At 61.1% G+C, this 18,898-nt stretch carries 13 protein-coding genes; 3 read left to right on the top strand and 10 right to left on the bottom strand.

All coding sequences use genetic code 11. The annotated features are described in order from the left end of the window. Window positions 1-69: 69 nt before the first annotated feature. From fusA to rplJ, 8 genes are all read right to left on the bottom strand, one after another. Window positions 70-2,217 carry an elongation factor G gene (gene fusA, locus HY2_RS12390; RefSeq protein WP_034828095.1) on the bottom strand — a complete coding sequence of 716 codons (2,148 nt, stop codon included), beginning with the start codon at window positions 2,215-2,217 and terminating at the stop codon, window positions 70-72. 90 nt (window positions 2,218-2,307) lie between these two features. Next, window positions 2,308-2,778: a 30S ribosomal protein S7 gene (gene rpsG / locus HY2_RS12385; protein ID WP_034795621.1), complete on the bottom strand. Its 471-nt coding sequence runs from the start codon at window positions 2,776-2,778 to the stop codon at window positions 2,308-2,310. A gap of 12 nt (window positions 2,779-2,790) precedes the next feature. Beyond that, on the bottom strand, window positions 2,791-3,162 hold the full coding sequence (rpsL, locus tag HY2_RS12380; protein WP_034828093.1) for a 30S ribosomal protein S12: 372 nt from the start codon (window positions 3,160-3,162) through the stop codon (window positions 2,791-2,793). A 268-nt stretch (window positions 3,163-3,430) separates the two neighbouring features. Then, window positions 3,431-3,679, bottom strand: a complete 249-nt coding sequence (locus HY2_RS12375) for a hypothetical protein (RefSeq protein ID WP_034828091.1) — start codon at window positions 3,677-3,679, stop codon at window positions 3,431-3,433. Between the two features lie 114 nt (window positions 3,680-3,793). Next, window positions 3,794-8,020, bottom strand: coding sequence for a DNA-directed RNA polymerase subunit beta' (rpoC, locus tag HY2_RS12370; protein WP_034828089.1), 4,227 nt, complete (start codon window positions 8,018-8,020; stop codon window positions 3,794-3,796). Window positions 8,021-8,139: 119 nt separating this feature from the next. Further along, a complete protein-coding gene (gene rpoB, locus HY2_RS12365) occupies window positions 8,140-12,276 on the bottom strand; it encodes a DNA-directed RNA polymerase subunit beta (protein ID WP_034828087.1) in 4,137 nt (1,378 codons plus the stop codon). 153 nt (window positions 12,277-12,429) lie between these two features. Further along, entirely contained in the window at window positions 12,430-12,813 is a 384-nt protein-coding gene (gene rplL / locus HY2_RS12360) for a 50S ribosomal protein L7/L12 (protein ID WP_034828086.1), read from the bottom strand. A gap of 57 nt (window positions 12,814-12,870) precedes the next feature. Further along, window positions 12,871-13,386, bottom strand: a complete 516-nt coding sequence (rplJ, locus tag HY2_RS12355) for a 50S ribosomal protein L10 (RefSeq protein ID WP_034828085.1) — start codon at window positions 13,384-13,386, stop codon at window positions 12,871-12,873. A gap of 497 nt (window positions 13,387-13,883) precedes the next feature. On the opposite strand from rplJ, the gene HY2_RS12350 reads away from it, so the two are divergent. From HY2_RS12350 to HY2_RS12340, 3 genes are all read left to right on the top strand, one after another. Further along, window positions 13,884-14,600, top strand: coding sequence for a hypothetical protein (locus tag HY2_RS12350; protein ID WP_034828084.1), 717 nt, complete (start codon window positions 13,884-13,886; stop codon window positions 14,598-14,600). Between the two features lie 137 nt (window positions 14,601-14,737). Next, window positions 14,738-15,166: a hypothetical protein gene (locus tag HY2_RS12345; RefSeq protein WP_146617207.1), complete on the top strand. Its 429-nt coding sequence runs from the start codon at window positions 14,738-14,740 to the stop codon at window positions 15,164-15,166. Window positions 15,167-15,230: 64 nt separating this feature from the next. Then, window positions 15,231-17,324, top strand: a complete 2,094-nt coding sequence (locus tag HY2_RS12340) for a TonB-dependent receptor plug domain-containing protein (protein ID WP_034828081.1) — start codon at window positions 15,231-15,233, stop codon at window positions 17,322-17,324. Between the two features lie 178 nt (window positions 17,325-17,502). Here the strand turns inward: HY2_RS12340 and rplA are convergent, their stop codons facing one another. Next, window positions 17,503-18,210, bottom strand: coding sequence for a 50S ribosomal protein L1 (gene rplA / locus HY2_RS12335; RefSeq protein ID WP_034828080.1), 708 nt, complete (start codon window positions 18,208-18,210; stop codon window positions 17,503-17,505). Between the two features lie 4 nt (window positions 18,211-18,214). Further along, window positions 18,215-18,661 carry a 50S ribosomal protein L11 gene (gene rplK, locus HY2_RS12330; protein ID WP_034795675.1) on the bottom strand — a complete coding sequence of 149 codons (447 nt, stop codon included), beginning with the start codon at window positions 18,659-18,661 and terminating at the stop codon, window positions 18,215-18,217. Window positions 18,662-18,898: the final 237 nt, after the last annotated feature.

Raw genomic sequence — 18,898 nt, 5'->3', positions numbered from 1 at the left:
AAACTTTGCCTTGGCCATCGGGCCTCTCCTTTATTCTAACTAATGGCCCCAAAGAGGGCCCTGCTTTCCTTACGAACCGGCGACGTCCGAAATGATCTTCTGCGCTTCAGCCCGCGGCACTTCATCATAGTGATTGAAGAGCATCGTGAACTGGGCGCGGCCCTGTGACATGCCGCGAAGGTCGGACACGTAACCGAACATGTTGACCAGCGGGACGAAGGCCTTGATCACCGTCGCGTTGCCCCGGGGCTCAGAGCCCTGGATTTGACCGCGGCGGGAGTTCAGGTCGCCAATTACGTCACCCATATAGTCTTCCGGCGTCACAACTTCCACTGCCATGATCGGCTCCATCAGGCGCGGGTCGCCCTGGCCTTTCAGTTCGCGGAAGGCAGCGCGGGCTGCGATTTCGAAGGCCAGGACCGAGGAGTCCACATCGTGGAACGCACCATCGACCAGCGTGGCCTTGAAGTCGGTGACCGGATAGCCAGCCAGAAGGCCGTTTTCCTTGGCCATTTCGAGGCCTTTTTCGACGCCCGGAATGTATTCCTTCGGAACAGCACCGCCGACGATCTTGCTTTCGAACACGAAGCCCGAACCGGATTCCAGCGGCTCGAATTCCAGCTTCACGCGGGCGAACTGACCGGTACCACCGGACTGTTTCTTGTGCGTGTAGTCGATCTCTGCCGCGCGACCGATCTTCTCACGGTAAGCCACCTGAGGCTGACCGATATTGGCTTCGACCTTGAATTCGCGCTTCAGGCGGTCGATCAGGATGTCGAGGTGAAGCTCGCCCATGCCTTTCATGATCGTCTGGCCGGATTCGAAATTCGTCTCGACGCGGAAGGACGGGTCTTCGGCAGCAAGGCGCTGCAGACCGACCGACATCTTCTCCTGGTCAGCTTTCGACTTCGGCTCGACGGCGATTTCGATCACCGGCTCCGGGAAGGTCATCGTCTCGAGCACGACTGGCTTGTTCGGGTCGCAGACCGTGTCACCCGTGGTGGTCTCCTTCAGGCCGGCGAGCGCCACGATGTCACCTGCATAGGCTTCCGTGATCTCGTCCTGCTTGTTGGAGTGCATCATCACCATACGGCCGACGCGCTCTTTCTTGCCCTTCGTGGCGTTCAGGAAGCTGTCGCCTTTGGACAGCGTACCGGAATAGATCCGCGTGAAGGTCAGCGTACCCATATAAGGGTCGTTCATGATCTTGAACGCAAGGCCGGAGAAAGGCTGGCTGTCATCGGCTTTACGCTCGATGTTACGCACTTCATCCTCATCGCCCGGTGCGAAGCCCATATAAGGCGGCACGTCGAGCGGGCCCGGCAGATAGTCGATCACAGCGTTCAGCATCGGCTGCACGCCTTTGTTCTTAAATGCAGAGCCGCACAGAACCGGCACGAAGGCCATTTCCAGCGTACCTTTGCGGATCAGCGTGCGCAGCGTGGCTTCATCCGGCTCATTGCCTTCGAGATAGGCTTCCATGGCCGCATCGTCGACTTCGACGGCGATCTCGATGAGCTCGGCGCGCATCTCTTCGGCCTTGGCCTTCAGGCTGTCACGGATCGGCTTGAGCACCCAGCTTGCGCCGAGGTCTTCACCTTCCCAGACCCATTCCTGCATCGTGATCAGGTCGACATGGCCTTCCAGCTCGGTCTCGGAACCGATCGGCAGCTGGATAGGAGCCGGCGTGGCGCCCGTACGGTCCTTGATCATCTTCACACAGTTGAAGAAGTCAGCGCCGATCTTGTCCATCTTGTTGACGAACACGATGCGCGGAACCTTGTAGCGGTCAGCCTGACGCCAGACGGTCTCGGTTTGCGGCTCGACACCGGCATTGGCGTCGAGAACGCACACAGCGCCATCGAGCACAGCCAGGGAGCGCTCAACTTCGATCGTGAAGTCAACGTGTCCGGGCGTATCAATAATGTTGAAGCGGAACTTGGCTTCGTCCGGCGTGTCGCCATAGATGCCGGTAGGGTTCACGCCGTCTTCGGTGCGGAACCAGAACGTGGTCGTCGCAGCAGACGTGATCGTGATGCCGCGTTCCTGCTCCTGCTCCATCCAGTCCATCGTCGCAGCGCCGTCATGGACTTCGCCGATCTTGTGGGACTTGCCGGTGTAGTAGAGGATACGCTCGGTCGTGGTCGTCTTGCCAGCATCAATGTGAGCCATGATGCCGAAGTTACGATAGCGTTCCAACGAATATTCGCGGGCCATGAGATAAACCTTCGTGTCTGGTGTCCGGGAGGAATTTCGGGGCGATTTGCGGGCGCGTTACCCGCAATCGCCCCGGACTTCCAGTGCTGATTACCAGCGGTAGTGAGAAAACGCCTTGTTGGCGTCGGCCATGCGGTGCGTATCTTCCCGCTTTTTCACGGCATTGCCGCGGCCTTGGCTTGCATCCATGAGTTCGCCTGCGAGGCGCTCACGCATGGTGTTCTCGTTGCGGCCTGCAGCAGCAGCGGCCAGCCAGCGGATCGCCAAGGCCTGGCGGCGCTCGGTACGGACTTCAACCGGAACCTGGTAGGTCGCACCACCCACACGGCGGGAGCGGACCTCAACAGCCGGAGCAACGGCTTCGAGCGCTTCGTGGAACACTTCTACCGGGTTCTTCTTGGCGCGGCCTTCCACAAGATCGAATGCCCCATAAACGATGCGTTCGGCGGTCGACTTTTTGCCGTCGCGCATGATCTGGTTCATGAACTTGGAAACGACCACATCCTTGAACTTCGGATCGGGAAGAACTTGGCGCTTTTCTGCGCTGTGACGACGAGACATGGTTCGGCTTCCTTACTTCGGCTTTTTCGCGCCGTAGTGCGAACGGCGTTGCTTACGGTCTTTGACGGGTTGGGTATCCAGGGCACCACGCACGATGTGGTAGCGCACACCCGGAAGGTCTTTCACACGGCCGCCACGGATCAGGACCACGGAGTGCTCCTGAAGGTTGTGGCCTTCGCCCGGAATGTAGCACAGCGATTCGAAACCGGACGTCAGGCGCACCTTGGCCACTTTACGAAGAGCTGAGTTCGGCTTCTTCGGAGTTGTGGTGTAGACGCGGGTACAGACGCCACGGCGCTGTGGGCAAGCCTTGAGGGCCGGTGTTTTGGTACGCGTCGGCTTCGGCTGACGCGGATTGCGAATAAGCTGTTGAATCGTTGGCATTCGGGCCTTCTGTCTCTTTTGTTCTCAGTGGCCCGATGGGCCGGTAACGAATTGTGCCCCGAAGGCCGAGGATTGGCTTCCGGGACAGACGAAAACTTGGGGGTCAGTTTGCCGGATCTGCCTGAACCGGTACGGCAAACGGCCTATTGGACCATCCACCTCTCTGACGATGCGTGGCGTGTAAGCCTCTCAGGCGCTGGCGTCAAGGGTCCGGTGCTGTATGGCTACAGCTAAACCTCAGCCATTTGAGCGGGTTTGCACCTGAAAGCTAGAATGGCAGCCCGACCCGGGCGACACAGGCCCGTTCTGCCTCACTCCCCTGCCCTGTTTCAAGCCGGGATTTCAGTGCGTCCAGTTCGGGGTCTTCGACATCCCCCTCGACAGAGGCGAAATCGTTCCAGCGCAACAGATCGCGGCAGTCCGCACGGGCCAGCGAATCCTGTGCCAGCCATGCCACCAGGCCGATGCTGACCACAGCGCAGGCCGCACCGATCACGTCTTTCCGCCCAAACTGCATATCCTGCCAGCTCCCTCGCCCGGCCTTGGCGGCCCCTGCCCTTCAAATGCAAAAAAGCCTGCCAAGACTGGCAGGCTTTTCCGTGTTTCTCAAGCGGGCCGGATGGCCGGGCGCTTATTCGCCCGAGGTTTCCGGCTGGGCTTCCGGTGCCGGCAGGGCCGACACTTCGAGCACTTCGGCCGCTTCCTTGGCCACATTGGCCGCGCGCTTGGCTTTCAGCTTCGCGTCGCGGTCGGCAGCCACACGGCGCATCGCACGGATGCCGCCGCCGGTACCGGCCGGGATCAGGCGGCCCACGATAACGTTCTCCTTGAGGCCTTCCAGCGTATCCATCTTGCCCTGGATCGCTGCCTCGGTGAGCACGCGTGTGGTCTCCTGGAAGGACGCCGCGGAGATGAAGGACCGGGTTTGCAGGGAGGCCTTCGTGATACCCAGCAGCAGCGGGTTCGCGGTGGCTTCCTTCTGGTCCTTCTTGCGCGACTTGCGGACAATCTCGTTGGCTTCCTCGAACTCGATCACATCGACATGTTCGCCCGTGATCAGGCCCGTATCACCGCCATCGATGATCTCGACCTTCTGCAGCATCTGGCGAACGATCACCTCGATGTGCTTGTCGTTGATCGGCACGCCCTGCAGACGATACACCTTCTGGACTTCCTCGATGAGGTAGTTGGCCAGCGGTTCGACACCCAGGGTGGACAGGATGTCCTGCGGGGCCGGGTTACCGTCCATCAGATACTCACCGCGCTTGATGAAGTCGCCATCCTGCACGGCCAGGTGCTTGCCTTTCGGCACCAGGTAATCGATCTGCTCCTTGTCTTCTTCCATCGGCACGATGGAGACGCGACGCTTGTTCTTGTAGTCGCGGCCATAGACGACCTTGCCGTCCATGTCTGCGATGATGGCGTGGTCCTTCGGACGACGCGCTTCGAACAGTTCGGCCACACGCGGCAGACCGCCGGTGATGTCCTTGGTCTTCGCACCGCCGGTCGTGACACGGGCCAGCGTGTCACCGGCAGAGATCGTGTCCCCATCGGCAACAGACAGGATCGCGCCGACAGACAGCAGGTAGACTGCATCGGAGCCATTCGGCAGTTTGACCGGCGTACCGTCCTTGTCGACAATCTGGATGGACGGTTTGATGTCCGCAGATTTCGAGGCGCTGCGCCAGTCGATGACGACGCGGGAGGAGATGCCCGTCGCTTCGTCGGTCTCTTCGCGAACGGAGACACCGTCGATCACGTCAACCAGCTTCGCCTGACCGGCCACTTCGGAGACGATCGGCTGGGCAAACGGGTCCCAGTCGGCCATCAGGACGCCCGGTTTCACCTTCTGGCCATCCTTGACCATCAGGCGCGTACCATAGGCCGGGCGGAAGGACTGACGGGTCCGGCCATCGCCGTCCACCAGTTCCACCTGCATGCGGCGGCCAACAACCACCAGCGACTCGTCCTTGCGGGCCACGAATTCCGCATCCTTGAAGCGGATCGTGCCTTCAAAGCTCGACTCGATGGAGGACTGGTCCGCCACCTGCGCCGCACCACCGATGTGGAACGTCCGCATGGTCAGCTGCGTACCCGGCTCACCGATGGACTGGGCCGCGATAACGCCAACCGCTTCGCCGCGGTTGACCGGCGTGCCGCGGGCCAGGTCACGGCCATAGCATTGGGCACAGATGCCGTTCTTGGTTTCACAGGTCAGCGGCGAGCGGGCCTTGATCACGTCCACACCGGCCTTCTCGATCGTCTCGGCCAGGTCTTCGTCGATATAGGTGTTCGCCGGAACGACCAGATCGCCATCCACGCCTTTCACATCCTCAGCCGTCACACGGCCCAGGATACGCTCTGCCAGGGAGACGACCACATCGGCGCCTTCCAGAACGGCAGAGATGTCGATGCCGCGCTCGGTGCCGCAATCATCCTCGTTGATGATGCAGTCCTGGGCCACGTCGACCAGACGGCGGGTCAGATACCCGGAGTTGGCGGTTTTCAGAGCCGTATCCGCGAGACCCTTACGGGCACCGTGGGTGGAGTTGAAGTATTCAAGAACGGTCAGGCCTTCCTTGAAGTTCGAGATGATCGGCGTCTCGATGATTTCACCCGACGGCTTGGCCATCAGACCGCGCATACCGGCCAGCTGCTTCATCTGGTTCTTCGAACCACGGGCACCGGAGTCGGCCATCATGAAGATCGAGTTGATCTGGGCCTTGCGGACACCCTTGGCGGCTTGCGGCCGCGCAGAGGAGTCCATCATGGCGTCGGCCACCTTGTCGGTACATGTCGACCAGGCATCAACCACCTTGTTGTACTTCTCACCACGGGTGATCAGACCATCAGCATACTGACGCTCATACTCGGAGACCTGCTCCTTCGTCGCGTCGACCAGTTTCTGCTTGGCTTCCGGGATGACCATGTCGTCCTTGCCGAACGAGATGCCGGCTTTACAGGCTTCCTTGAAGCCCAGGCCCATCATCTTGTCACAGAAGATCACCGTCGCCTTCTGGCCGCACAGACGATAGACCTCGTCGATGATCTTGGAGATCGTCTTCTTGGTCATGGTCGTGTTGACCAGGTCAGGCTGGATGCCCTTCATGCGCGGCAGGATGTCGGCAATCATGAAGCGGCCCGCGGTCGTGTCGATCACGCGGCGCCACGGATTGCCCTCATCATCAACGCCTTCATACATCGCCTTGATCTTGGAGTGCAGGCTGATCAGACCATTGTCGAGCGCATGCTCGATTTCGGCCATTTCGGAGAAGATCATGCCTTCGCCCGGCTCGCCATCCAGATCCAGCGACAGGTAGTAGAGACCCAGAACGATATCCTGGGACGGAACAATGATCGGCTTGCCGTTTGCCGGGGACAGGATGTTGTTCGTAGACATCATCAGCACGCGGGCTTCCAGCTGGGCCTCAAGGCTCAGCGGAACGTGGACAGCCATCTGGTCACCGTCAAAGTCGGCGTTGAAGGCCGCACAGACCAGCGGGTGCAGCTGGATGGCCTTGCCCTCGATCAGTTTCGGCTCGAAGGCCTGGATGCCGAGACGGTGAAGCGTCGGCGCGCGGTTCAGCAGAACCGGGTGCTCACGGATCACTTCGTCCAGGATATCCCAGACTTCCGGCTTTTCCTTTTCAACCAGCTTCTTCGCCGCCTTGACCGTACCGGCCAGGCCCTTCGCGTCGAGGCGGGCATAAATGAACGGCTTGAACAGCTCCAGTGCCATCTTCTTCGGCAGGCCGCATTCGTGCAGGCGCAGGCTCGGGCCCACCACGATGACGGACCGGCCGGAATAGTCGACGCGCTTGCCCAGAAGGTTCTGACGGAAGCGGCCCTGCTTGCCTTTCAGCATGTCGGAGATCGACTTCAGCGGACGCTTGTTGGTGCCGGTGATCGTGCGGCCGCGGCGGCCATTGTCGAACAGGGCATCAACGGATTCCTGCAGCATCCGCTTCTCGTTGCGGATGATGATGTCCGGCGCGCGAAGCTCCATCAGGCGCTTCAGGCGGTTGTTCCGGTTGATCACGCGGCGATACAGGTCGTTAAGGTCGGACGTGGCGAAACGGCCACCATCCAGCGGAACCAGCGGACGCAGATCCGGCGGAATGACCGGCACAACGGTCAGGATCATCCATTCCGGCTTGGCGCGGGACTGCAGGAAGGACTCAACCACTTTCAGGCGCTTGGAGACCTTCTTGGTCTTCAGCTCGGACGTGGATTCCTTCAGGTCTTCGCGCAGCGTTTCCGCCAGCACCGGCAGCTCCAACTGCATCAGCAGTTCGCGGATGGCTTCCGCGCCGATCATGGCGGTGAACGCGTCCTCGCCAAGCTCGTCCTGCTTGTCCATATACTCTTCTTCGGTGAGCAGCTGCTTCGGCTCAAGCTCGGTCAGACCGGGCTCAACCACGATGTAGCTTTCGAAGTACAGCACACGCTCAACGTCTTTCAGCGCCATGTCGAGCAGCGTTGAAATCCGGGACGGCAGCGATTTCAGGAACCAGATGTGCGCTACCGGCGCGGCCAGGTCGATATGGCCCATGCGCTCACGGCGAACGCGCGCCAGGGTAACTTCCACGCCGCATTTCTCGCAGGTGATGCCGCGATACTTGATGCGCTTATACTTGCCGCAAAGGCACTCATAGTCCTTCGTCGGACCGAAGATACGGGCACAGAACAGGCCGTCCCGTTCCGGCTTGAAGGTCCGGTAGTTGATGGTTTCGGGTTTCTTGATCTCGCCCGAAGACCAGGACCGGATTTTTTCCGGGCTGGCAATCGAGATACGGATCGCCTCGAAAGTCGGGGCGGGTGTATTCGGGTTGAAAATACTGGCGACGTCCTGGCGCATGGGTGTCTGCTCCTTGGGTGGGCTTGGTTCGTGGGGCTGGCGGGCCCCTGCCCTATGAAATCTTGTCTCGTCCGGTTCGCCCCGCCGGGATGGCGGGGCGGTCCGGTTTAAGTCTCATTCTACTCGGCGGCGACGGTGGCTTCGTCTTCGTCGTCACGTCCGGAATCTTCCTCGATCAGCTCAACATTGAGACCGAGCGAGCGCATTTCCTTGATGAGCACGTTGAAGCTCTCCGGGATACCTGCCTCGAAGGTATCGTCACCGCGGACGATCGCCTCGTAGACCTTGGCACGGCCGGCCGTGTCGTCGGACTTCACGGTCAGCATTTCCTGCAGCGTGTACGCGGCGCCATAGGCTTCCAGAGCCCAGACCTCCATCTCCCCGAAGCGCTGGCCACCAAACTGGGCCTTGCCGCCCAACGGTTGCTGCGTAACGAGCGAGTATGGACCGGTCGAACGGGCGTGGATCTTCTCGTCGACCAGGTGGTGCAGTTTGAGAAGATATTTGTAGCCCACAGTGACCGGGCGGCTGAACGCCTCACCGGTGCGGCCGTCATACATGCGAACCTGGCCCGAAGTATCGAGACCGGCACGCTCCAGCAGGCCGTTGATGTCGCTTTCGCGGGCACCATCGAAGACCGGCGTTGCGATCGGCACACCATTGCGCAGGTTTCCGGCCAGTTCGATGATCTCGGCATCGGTTTCCGGCATTTCCTGCTCCTCGCCATAGGCTTGGGTCAGGGCGGTGCGGAGACCTTGGACATCATTGTTCTGGTGGAATTCGTCCACGGCATTGTCGATGATCCGGCCGAGACCGCGGCAGGCCCAGCCTGTATGCGTCTCAAGGATCTGACCAATGTTCATACGCGACGGAACGCCCAGCGGGTTGAGCACGATGTCGACCGGCGTGCCGTCTTCCAGGAAGGGCATGTCTTCCTGCGGGTTGATCTTGGAGATAACCCCCTTGTTCCCGTGACGGCCGGCCATCTTGTCGCCCGGCTGCAGCTTGCGCTTCACGGCCAGGAACACTTTGACGACCTTCATGACGCCCGGAGGCAGGTCATCGCCGCGCTGAACCTTGTCGACCTTGTCGTTGAAGCGGGCTTCCAGCTCGTTGATGGAGTTTTCGAACTGTTCGTTCAGGGCGTCGAGATCAGCCTGGGCCTTTTCAGACTTCAGGGCGATATCCCACATCTGGGTCTCGGACAGTTCGTCCAGCGCCTCAGCCGTGATCTTGCCCGGTACGAAGTTTTTCGGCCCGGCAGCGGCTTCCTTGCCGATCAGCAGGTCGCGCAGACGGTTATACGTGTTGCGCTCCAGGATGGCCTGTTCGTCCTCTTTGTCCTCCTGCAGCTTCTCGATCTGCTCACGCTCGATCTGAAGGGCACGTTGGTCCTTGTCGATGCCGTGGCGGTTGAAGATGCGGACATCAACAACCGTACCGGCGTCGCCCGGAGGCACGCGCAGGGAGGTGTCGCGAACATCAGAGGCTTTCTCACCGAAGATGGCGCGGAGGAGTTTTTCTTCCGGCGTCATCGGGCTTTCGCCCTTCGGCGTCACCTTGCCGACGAGGATGTCGCCTGCCTTCACTTCGGCGCCGACGGCAACAATGCCGGCTTCGTCGAGGTTACGCAGGGCTTCTTCGCCGACATTCGGGATGTCGCGGGTGATTTCTTCCGGTCCCAGTTTCGTGTCGCGGGCGGCGACTTCGAATTCCTCGATGTGGATCGAGGTGAAGACGTCGTCTTTCACGATCCGCTCGGAGATCAGGATGGAGTCCTCGAAGTTGTAACCATTCCACGGCATGAACGCGACCAGCACGTTCCGGCCGAGAGCCAGTTCACCCATGTCGGTGGACGGGCCGTCTGCGATGATGTCGTTCTTCGCAACGGTGTCGCCCACGCGCACGATCGGGCGCTGGTTGATGCAGCTGTTCTGGTTCGAACGGCGGAACTTGGCGAGACGGTAGATATCGACGCCCGATTTGGAGCCTTCGAGTTCTTCCGTGGCGCGCACAACGATCCGCAGCGCGTCGACCTGCTCAACCACCCCTGCCCGGCGGGCAACAATGGCTGCGCGGCTGTCACGAGCCACAACTGCTTCCATGCCGGTACCAACGAACGGCGCTTCAGACTGCACAAGCGGCACCGCCTGACGCTGCATGTTCGCCCCCATCAGGGCGCGGTTGGCGTCGTCGTTTTCAAGGTACGGGATCAGCGAGGCCGCAACAGAGACAACCTGCTTCGGAGAGACGTCCATATACTGGATATCTTCGCGGGCAACCATGGTCGCTTCGCCTGCCACACGGGCGTTGACGAATTCGTTCGCCAGCTCGCCGGCCTCGTTCACCGTCGCATTGGCCTGGGCGATGGAATAGATGCTCTCTTCCATGGCGGACAGATAGACCACTTCGTCGGTCAGCTTGCCGTTCACGACCTTCCGGTACGGGCTTTCGATGAAGCCATACTTGTTGACGCGGGCATGCGTGGCCAGGGAGTTGATCAGACCGATGTTCGGGCCTTCCGGCGTCTCGATCGGGCAGATACGGCCATAGTGGGTCGGGTGCACGTCGCGCACTTCGAAGCCGGCACGCTCGCGGGTCAGACCGCCCGGTCCAAGCGCCGAGAGACGACGCTTGTGGGTGATCTCGGACAGCGGGTTGGTCTGGTCCATGAACTGCGACAGCTGCGAGGAGCCGAAGAATTCGCGGACGGAGGCCACAACCGGCTTCGCATTGATCAGGTCATGCGGCATCACCGTGTCGATATCGACAGAGCCCATACGCTCCTTGATCGCGCGCTCCATGCGCACGAGGCCGATGCGGTAATTGTTTTCCATCAGCTCGCCGACGGAGCGGACGCGGCGGTTGCCGAGATTGTCGATGTCGTCGACTTCGCCCTTGCCGTCTTTCAGGTCCAGGATGACCTTCATGACGCCGATGATGTCGTCATTGCGCAGTACGCGCATGTCGTCTGCAGCGGCTTCATAGCCCGGCACGCCGACATTCAGACGCATGTTCATTTTCACGCGGCCAACGGCGGAGAGGTCATAGCGCTCCGGATCGAAGAAGAGCTGGCCGAACAGGGCGTCAGCGGCTTCCTGGGTCGGCGGCTCGCCCGGACGCATCACGCGGTAGATGTCGGACAGGGCTTCGAAACGGGTTTCGTTCTTGTCGGCCTTCAGCGTGTTACGCAGCCACGGGCCACGGCCGGAGGCGTCAATGTCGAGCACTTCGATCGTCGTGATGCCGTAATCGCGCATCTCGGCGAGCATTTCCTCTTCCAGCATGTCACCGGCTTCACCGAATATCTCGCCGGTTTCATTGTTCACGACGTCGCGGGCCAGGAATTTGCCGATCAGGGCGTCGGACGGCACGATGATCTCGTCCGTGTCAGCCTCGGCGATGCGCTTGGCTTTCAGGGCGGTGATCTTCTTGCCGGCTTCAGCGACCGTCTTGCCGGTTTTGGCGTCGACCAGATCGAATTCCGGTTTCACACCTTTCCAGGCCTCGGCACGGAAGCCGGTGATCCACCCCTTCTTGTCCATGCGATAAATGGAGTTGGTGTAGAACAGGTCCAGGATCTGCTCGGTGTCATAGCCGAGGGCGTAGAGCATCGTCGTCGCCGGCAGCTTCCGCTTGCGGTCGATCCGGATGTTCAGGATGTCTTTTGCGTCGAACTCGAAGTCCAGCCAGGAGCCGCGATACGGAATGATCCGCGCCGCGAACAGCAGTTTGCCGGAGGCATGCGTCTTGCCCTTGTCATGGTCGAAGAACACGCCCGGAGAGCGGTGCATCTGCGAGACGATCACCCGCTCGGTGCCATTGACCACGAAGGTACCCTTCTCGGTCATCAGCGGGATGTCGCCGAGATAGCATTCCTGCTCTTTCACTTCCTTGACGGAGCGCGCGCCCGTGTCTTCGTCGACATCGAAAACGACCAGCTGGAGACGCACTTTCAGCGGTGCCTGGAAGGTCAGGTCGCGCTGCATGCATTCTTCCACGTCGAATTTCGGCGCTTCAAACTCGTAAGAGACATATTCGAGCGTTGCCCGCTCGGAGAAGTCAGTGATCGGGAACACGGACTTGAACACGCCGCCCAGACCATCATCCGTCCGCTTTTCAGAGGGGGTGTGCATCTGGAGGAAGTGTTCATAGCTTTCGCGCTGAACCTCGATCAGGTTTGGCATTTCGATGGCTTCGGGAATGCGCCCGAAGGATTTGCGGATACGTTTCTTTTCCGTGAAGGAGAGTGCCATCCCAGGATCCCATTTTTTGTGTCCCCGGCCACCTGGCCGCAGACTTTATCGCCAGAACGCGAGTTCGCGGCGGCCCCTTTTGAGACCGCCGCGCAATTCTCTACTAGAGCAGCGCCTCGCGCGAACGCCGCCCGAATTTGAAGTTGCCGGAGCTTATTTGAGCTCGATTTTCGCGCCAGCTTCTTCGAATTTCTTTTTGAGCTCTTCAGCTTCTGCTTTCGGAGCGCCTTCCTTGATAGCTTTCGGCGCGCCTTCGACGAGCTCTTTAGCTTCTTTCAGGCCGAGGGACGGCTGAACTTCGCGGACCAGTTTGATCACGTTGATCTTCTTGTCGCCAGCGTCGGTCAGGACAACGTCGAACTCGTCTTTTTCTTCCGCAGCAGCAGCGCCGCCTGCGTCACCACCAGCAACGGCTGCGACAGCAACCGGAGCAGCAGCGGAAACGCCCCACTTGTCTTCAAGCAGTTTAGCAAGCTCAGCAGCCTCAAGCACGGTGAGGGCGGAGAGGTCTTCGACAATCTTTTCGAGATCTGCCATTTTTCAAATTCCTGTTAGGTTCGGTGTTTGTAGTCTTAAATAGCGAAAACGGATGGCTTATGCGGCGTCTTTGTCGGCGTACGCAGCCACCACGCGAGCGAGCTGGCCAGCCGGTGCCTGAACAACGCCCGCAACTTTCGTTGCCGGTGCCTGCAGGAGGCCGATAAGCTTGCCACGAAGCTGGTCGAGAGATGGCAGTTTTGCGAGGCTTTCGACACCTTTGGCATCGAGCACCTGCTCACCCATCACCGCACCGATGATCACGAGTTTGGGATTTTCTTTCGCAAACTCGTCAGCCGCTTTCGCAGCAGACACCGGGTCCGGAGAGTAGGCAATTGCCACAGGGCCCTGGAACAGGTCCTGAGCAGCATCACCACCTTGGCCGTCGAGGGCGATTTTCGCCAGACGGTTCTTGACCACCTTAAGCTGCGCGCCGTCCTTGCGGAGCATGCCACGCAGCTTGGTCATTTCCGCAACAGTAAGACCGGTATAGTGCGTCACAACGACAGCACCGGACTCGCCGAACACCCCTTTGAGGGTTTCGAGAGCCACAGTTTTTCCAGCTTTATCCATAGCGGGTCTCCAGTTTGAGGCGCCCGGACCATCCGGCCGCCCTGGTATTCGCCTTCTGGCCCGAAAGCCTTCCAGCGCCTGCCCAGGGATTGGCCTGCCCGGTATTCCACAAAGGGCCTGTAACCCCCTGCTTCCGAACCGATTCTACGCCTCACCCCGTCTGCATAGGTGACAGTGAAACTGTCTTTATCACTCCCGAAAGAGTGGCCTATGGTCTAGGACAGGAAAACGGGAGGCCCCCGATGCATATCGGAGTACTCCCGTCAAGAGGGGGTTGTTAACGCTTTATCCTCACCGCCGCAACCCCCTATTGTGAGAAAAAGTCAAGCTTTCAGGCGGAGGCATATTCCTCAGACGTGATACAAGCTGTGGACGCATGGCGCCACCCCCCGCGTTTTCGACAAATTCCCGCGCCCTCCCTCCAATCAAAACAAGGGCTTGCGAAATAGGCTGGTAAACTTCTCCCCCTCGCCCGGCGCTGTGGGATACTTCTGTCCATGTCGCCGGACCTTGCCTCCCTTGAAGATCGCGCCCGCACCCTGCTGGCGACGCTGATCACCACGATCTGCCGGGTCGGTGCCACCAGCATGGAGGCCGCCGAGGCCTGCCTGAAGCGGGTTGGCCTGGCCGAAGCGATGATGCGCCGCCTGATCTGCCTGCGCGCCCTGCAGATCAGGCTGCCGGAGACCTCCCCCACGCGCCCCGCATTTACCGATGGTCAGCCCTTTCCCCCGCCCGCCGACAGCGCCGCGTCGGAGGCGCCGCCCTGCCCCCGCTTCCGCATGATCGTGCCGCCCTCGCGCCAATCCCAGGAGGTTAAGCCCCAGGAAGCCGCGTCCCAGGACGACTGGCTGCCCGCGGCGCTCTGCCCGCGTGTCACCCTAATGGATGAGAGCGCCCGGCCCGGCATTTCCCCCGCGCCCGCGCGCCTTCCTTCGCCAGCCCCTCAAACGCCCCTAGACTGCCTGATCCACCGGATGAAGGCGCTCGGCGATGCGTTCGACCGTACCGATGTCTATGCCCGACGCATGGCCCGATGGCTCGCCCGCCAGCGCGCCGCGCAAACCGGCCCCGTAAAGGCTGGCCCCGCCCTGCCGCTCGGCCCCGTGCCGGACATGCCCGAAGACATGGACCCGCTCGACCGGGGCCTGTACTTTCTCCTGATGGCGCTGGACCATGATGTCTTCGCGCCCGAAGCCCCAAATACGAGCTGAGCCACGCGCCCCATTGCCAGCCCCCCCATCCCCGCTGAGGCCCCGCCTCCAGCGGCGCGTGTGCTGGCCTCACAGCCCCCCCCCGTGTGCAAGTGTCGCGTTCGCAAATCGCGGCGACGGGTCTAAAGGGCGAAATGATGACTGATTTGCTCCGCCATCTGAGAACGCTTGCCCTGCTGCTGATTGTGGCAGGCCTTGGCGTGCGCGGCGCGGTGCCCAGCGGCTACATGCTGGACAGCGCCGCGGATGGCAGCATCATCATCCGCCTGTGCGGCGATGGCGCCGGCCGGCTGATGCGCCTCGATCCCCAAACCCGTACACTGACATCACTGCCCGCCGATTATGATCCGGATGCACCGCCTACGGATGACCAGACCGACCAGCCGGACTGCCCCTATGCCGTCACCGCGGCGTTTGACCTGCCGCATACTCCATCGCTGCTGGTCCAGCCCGCAGCCTTCGGCCTGCCCCTGCTTGGCGCACGCCCTTATGCCGTGCCCCTCCGTGAACGCCCCATCGATTCCCGTCTGCCCGCCCGCGGACCGCCTCTCTCCCGTCTGATCTGACCCTTCTCCCAAAATTCAATCAGACACCGCCTGCCCCACCCGGCAGGTGAAGAGGATATGTATCATGAAACGCACCCTTCTGGCCGGCGCGGGCCTCATCGCCCTCGCTTTGCCCGGCCTTGCCGCCCACGCCCAGACAGACGACACCGCGCCTGCCCTGCAGGATGTCATCATCGTCACCGGCCAGCCGCTGACCACATCGACAGACACCGCCATCGCGCCGGAAGCCGCCCCGCTGACCGGCATGGACATCACCCATCTCACCGCCCGCACGCCCGGCGCCGCCCGTATCGGCAATGGCGAACTGTCCGGCCAGGTCCAGTATCGCGGCCTGTTTGGGGAGCGGATGAATCTGCGCCTTGATGGCCAGCGCATTGCCTCTGGCGGTCCGAATTTGATGGACCCGGCCTTCCACTATGCGCCCACGCCCCTGATCGCGTCCGTCGTCATTGATCGCGGCGTCAGCCCGGTCTCGACGGGCCCCGGCCTCGGCGGCGGCGTCAATGCCGTCTTCAAGAAGGTGGACTTCTCCAGCAGTGCGACGCCCACGCTCGGCTATGATGCATCCCTTGGCGCGCGCAGCGTGAATGACAGTTATGCCGCCGGCGGCGTCATCGGCGTCTCGACAGACACATGGCGCGCAAATCTGCTCGCCTCCTTCGAGGAAGGTGTGGATACGGAGTATAAGGACGGCACGATTGGCGGCACCGAATTCGAGCGCGGCGTCTATGGCCTCTCCACCGGCCTGCGCACCGATCTCGGCACCTTCACGCTGGAAGGCCGCCGCCAGAATACCGGCTATAGCGGCAACCCGCCCTATGGCATGGACATCCGTTTCATGGACACAGACTTTGCCCGTGCCGGATATGAAAATGAGTTCGGCGACGTGCGGGTCAAGGCCTCGGCCAGCTATGCCGATGTGTCCCACGCCATGAACAATTTTGACCTGCGCCCCTCCATGATGAAGCGCGAGGCCTTTGCCTATGCCACCACCAAGGCGGCGGATCTATCGGCCACCTTCCCGGCGCTTGGCGGCTCGCTTCAGCTTGGCCTGGATGGCGCGTCAGAGCATCACAATGTCTATGTCGTGGACCCGGACAATCTGGACAATTATATGGGCTCCCTGCCTGACATCACGATTGACCGCTATGGTGGCTTTGCCGAATGGATCGGTGATCTAGGCTATTTCGAGGGCGAGCTGGGCCTGCGAATTGATCAGTATGATGCCAAAGCGGGCGAGGCCGTGATGGGCTCTGCCGTGATGATGGGGCCGGTCAGCCTGGCCAATGCCTTCAACGCCTCGCCCCGCGACGGAGACGACACGACCGTGGACGCCTCCGCCCGCCTCTGGCGTTCCCTTTCCGATGACCTTACCTGGCGTGTCACGCTGGCCCGCAAGACCCGCGCACCGAGCTATCTTGAGCGGTTCCAGTGGCTGCCCTCAGGCTCCAGCGCCGGGCTTGCCGATGGCAACATCTATCTGGGCGACCAGACCTTGAAACCGGAAGTCGCCTGGATCGCCGAGACCGGGTTCGACTATGTGACGCCCAAAGCCTATATTCGGCCCACGGTATATATTCGCCAGATTGATAATTTCATTCAGGGTACGCCCTTTGATGACACGCCCCGCGTGACGGACACTCCGGAAGAAATGATCGCCAGCATGCACGGGGCCGCCGCCCTGCTGCTGCGTTTCAGCAATACCGAAGCGCGCCTCTATGGCTTTGATCTCGATGCCGGAATGGACCTGCCGGGCCCGCTGCGCGCCGATGCCGTTATATCCTATGTGCGCGGGGAGCGCCGCGATATTGACGACAATCTCTATCGCATCGCCCCGCCCAGCCTGACCGCCGGCCTCACCTGGGAAGGCAGCGTCTGGTCTGCCACTTTCGAGACCCGTGCCGTGGCAGAGCAGGATGATGTCTCCGCCACCAATATGGAACAGGCCACGCCCGGCTATGTCACGTTCAGCCTATATGGCGACTGGCAAGTGAAAGACGGCGTGCGCCTGTCTGCCGGTGTCGCGAATTTGCTGGACCAGGTCACCCGTGATCACCTGTCCGGCTATAACCGCAATGCCGACAGTGACGTCACCGTCGGCGCCCGTCTGCCCGGTGCCGGCCGCGGCGCCTTCATCCGCCTCTCCTTCGTAGGCTGATGATCCATGCGGTTCTTCTCCCCCATCATGCGAGGGAGGTGCCCGAAGGGCGGAGGGCGTATGGCAAAGCCGTAGGCGGACGTTTGCCATGCCCCCTCTCCACCACATGTCCCACAACGAAAAAGCCCGGTGCATTGCTGCACCGGGCTTCATCTCTCTCTCGCTTTTCAGCGGGGCCTTATTGCGGGGCCTTCTGGCTGACTTCAGCCGTATCGATCACAACGCCTGCGCCCATGGTGGACGACAGCGCGATCTTGCGGATGAACTGGCCTTTTGCGCCCGACGGACGGGCTTTGGACAGGGCGTCGAGGAACGCGTTGACGTTCTTCTCGATATCGCCTTCAGAGAAGCTGGCCTTGCCGATACCTGCGTGAATGATACCAGCCTTCTCGACGCGGAATTCGACAGAGCCGGATTTCGCATCTTTTACAGCCTGGGCCACGTTCGGCGTGACAGTGCCGACTTTCGGGTTCGGCATCAGGCCGCGCGGGCCCAGCACCTTACCCAGACGGCCGACAACGGCCATCATGTCCGGAGACGCGATCACGCGGTCGAAGTCCATGAAGCCACCCTGGATTTTTTCCATCAGGTCTTCGGCGCCGACGAAATCGGCTCCGGCTTCCTTGGCTTCGTCAGCCTTGGCGTCTTTTGCGAAGACAGCGACGCGAACGTCTTTACCGGTGCCTGACGGCAGGTTGACCACACCGCGGACCATCTGGTCAGCATATTTCGGGTCAACGCCGAGGTTCACGGCGATTTCGACGGTCTCGTCAAACTTGGCCTTGGCGTTTTCCTTCACCAGCTTCACAGCTTCGGTGATGGTGTAGGCCTTGTCCTTGTCGACGCTTTCATTGATTGCGCGTGCGCGCTTGCCTGGTTTCGCCATGATCCTACTCCACCACTTCGATGCCCATTGCGCGGGCAGAGCCGGCAATGATCTTGGACGCTGCGTCGAGGTCGTTGGCGTTCAGGTCTTCCATTTTCATTTCCGCGATTTCGCGAACCTGAGCCATGGTGACCTTGCCGACGATGTCATAGCCGGGCTTCTTGGCGCCGGAAGCAGGCTTCTTGCCGAGCTTCAGCTTGGCAGCCTTTTTCAGCAGCACAGTGGCCGGCGGAGACTTCACGACGAAGGTGAAGGATTTGTCCTGATAGTAGGAAATCACGACTGGAACCGGCAGACCGGGCTCCATGCCCTGGGTCTTGGCGTTGAACGCCTTACAGAATTCCATGATGTTGATTCCGCGCTGACCGAGCGCCGGGCCGACTGGCGGCGACGGGTTGGCTTGGCCGGCAGGAATCTGGAGCTTCAAATGCCCCAGCAGTTTCTTAGCCATAGTGTCCTCTCGAACGTTTCAGATGGGGCGGTGGTCTTTCGATCCGCCCGGTTACTTTGGAGGCCCGTGGTCTGGCCGGGCTAACAGCCTCCCACGGAAGCGGGGCATATGAAGCAGAAACCCCCATGGGTCAAGGGGATGCGGGCACAATCCCCTCGGCCCGCCCATGCTTCGACGTCGCTTGAGCCATGAGCACTTCTCCAGCGCGGACTCATCCTGAGCGAAGTCGAAGGATGA

The organism is Hyphomonas pacifica (assembly GCF_000682675.1).
Classification (GTDB): Bacteria; Pseudomonadota; Alphaproteobacteria; order Caulobacterales; family Hyphomonadaceae; genus Hyphomonas; species Hyphomonas pacifica.
Note: the sequence above shows the minus strand (reverse complement) of the source record. Positions and strands in the feature narration are given on the sequence as shown.

What these genes read in the sequence shown, in the direction of transcription:
- rplL (WP_034828086.1), bottom strand. Translation starts at nt 12,813, where the DNA reads ATGGCAGATCTCGAAAAGATTGTCGAAGACCTCTCCGCCCTCACCGTG.
- rpsL (WP_034828093.1), bottom strand. Translation starts at nt 3,162, where the DNA reads ATGCCAACGATTCAACAGCTTATTCGCAATCCGCGTCAGCCGAAGCCG.
- rpoC (WP_034828089.1), bottom strand. Translation starts at nt 8,020, where the DNA reads ATGCGCCAGGACGTCGCCAGTATTTTCAACCCGAATACACCCGCCCCG.
- rplK (WP_034795675.1), bottom strand. Translation starts at nt 18,661, where the DNA reads ATGGCTAAGAAACTGCTGGGGCATTTGAAGCTCCAGATTCCTGCCGGC.
- HY2_RS12345 (WP_146617207.1), top strand. Translation starts at nt 14,738, where the DNA reads ATGACTGATTTGCTCCGCCATCTGAGAACGCTTGCCCTGCTGCTGATT.
- HY2_RS12340 (WP_034828081.1), top strand. Translation starts at nt 15,231, where the DNA reads ATGAAACGCACCCTTCTGGCCGGCGCGGGCCTCATCGCCCTCGCTTTG.
- rpsG (WP_034795621.1), bottom strand. Translation starts at nt 2,778, where the DNA reads ATGTCTCGTCGTCACAGCGCAGAAAAGCGCCAAGTTCTTCCCGATCCG.
- rplA (WP_034828080.1), bottom strand. Translation starts at nt 18,210, where the DNA reads ATGGCGAAACCAGGCAAGCGCGCACGCGCAATCAATGAAAGCGTCGAC.
- HY2_RS12350 (WP_034828084.1), top strand. Translation starts at nt 13,884, where the DNA reads ATGTCGCCGGACCTTGCCTCCCTTGAAGATCGCGCCCGCACCCTGCTG.
- fusA (WP_034828095.1), bottom strand. Translation starts at nt 2,217, where the DNA reads ATGGCCCGCGAATATTCGTTGGAACGCTATCGTAACTTCGGCATCATG.
- HY2_RS12375 (WP_034828091.1), bottom strand. Translation starts at nt 3,679, where the DNA reads ATGCAGTTTGGGCGGAAAGACGTGATCGGTGCGGCCTGCGCTGTGGTC.
- rpoB (WP_034828087.1), bottom strand. Translation starts at nt 12,276, where the DNA reads ATGGCACTCTCCTTCACGGAAAAGAAACGTATCCGCAAATCCTTCGGG.
- rplJ (WP_034828085.1), bottom strand. Translation starts at nt 13,386, where the DNA reads ATGGATAAAGCTGGAAAAACTGTGGCTCTCGAAACCCTCAAAGGGGTG.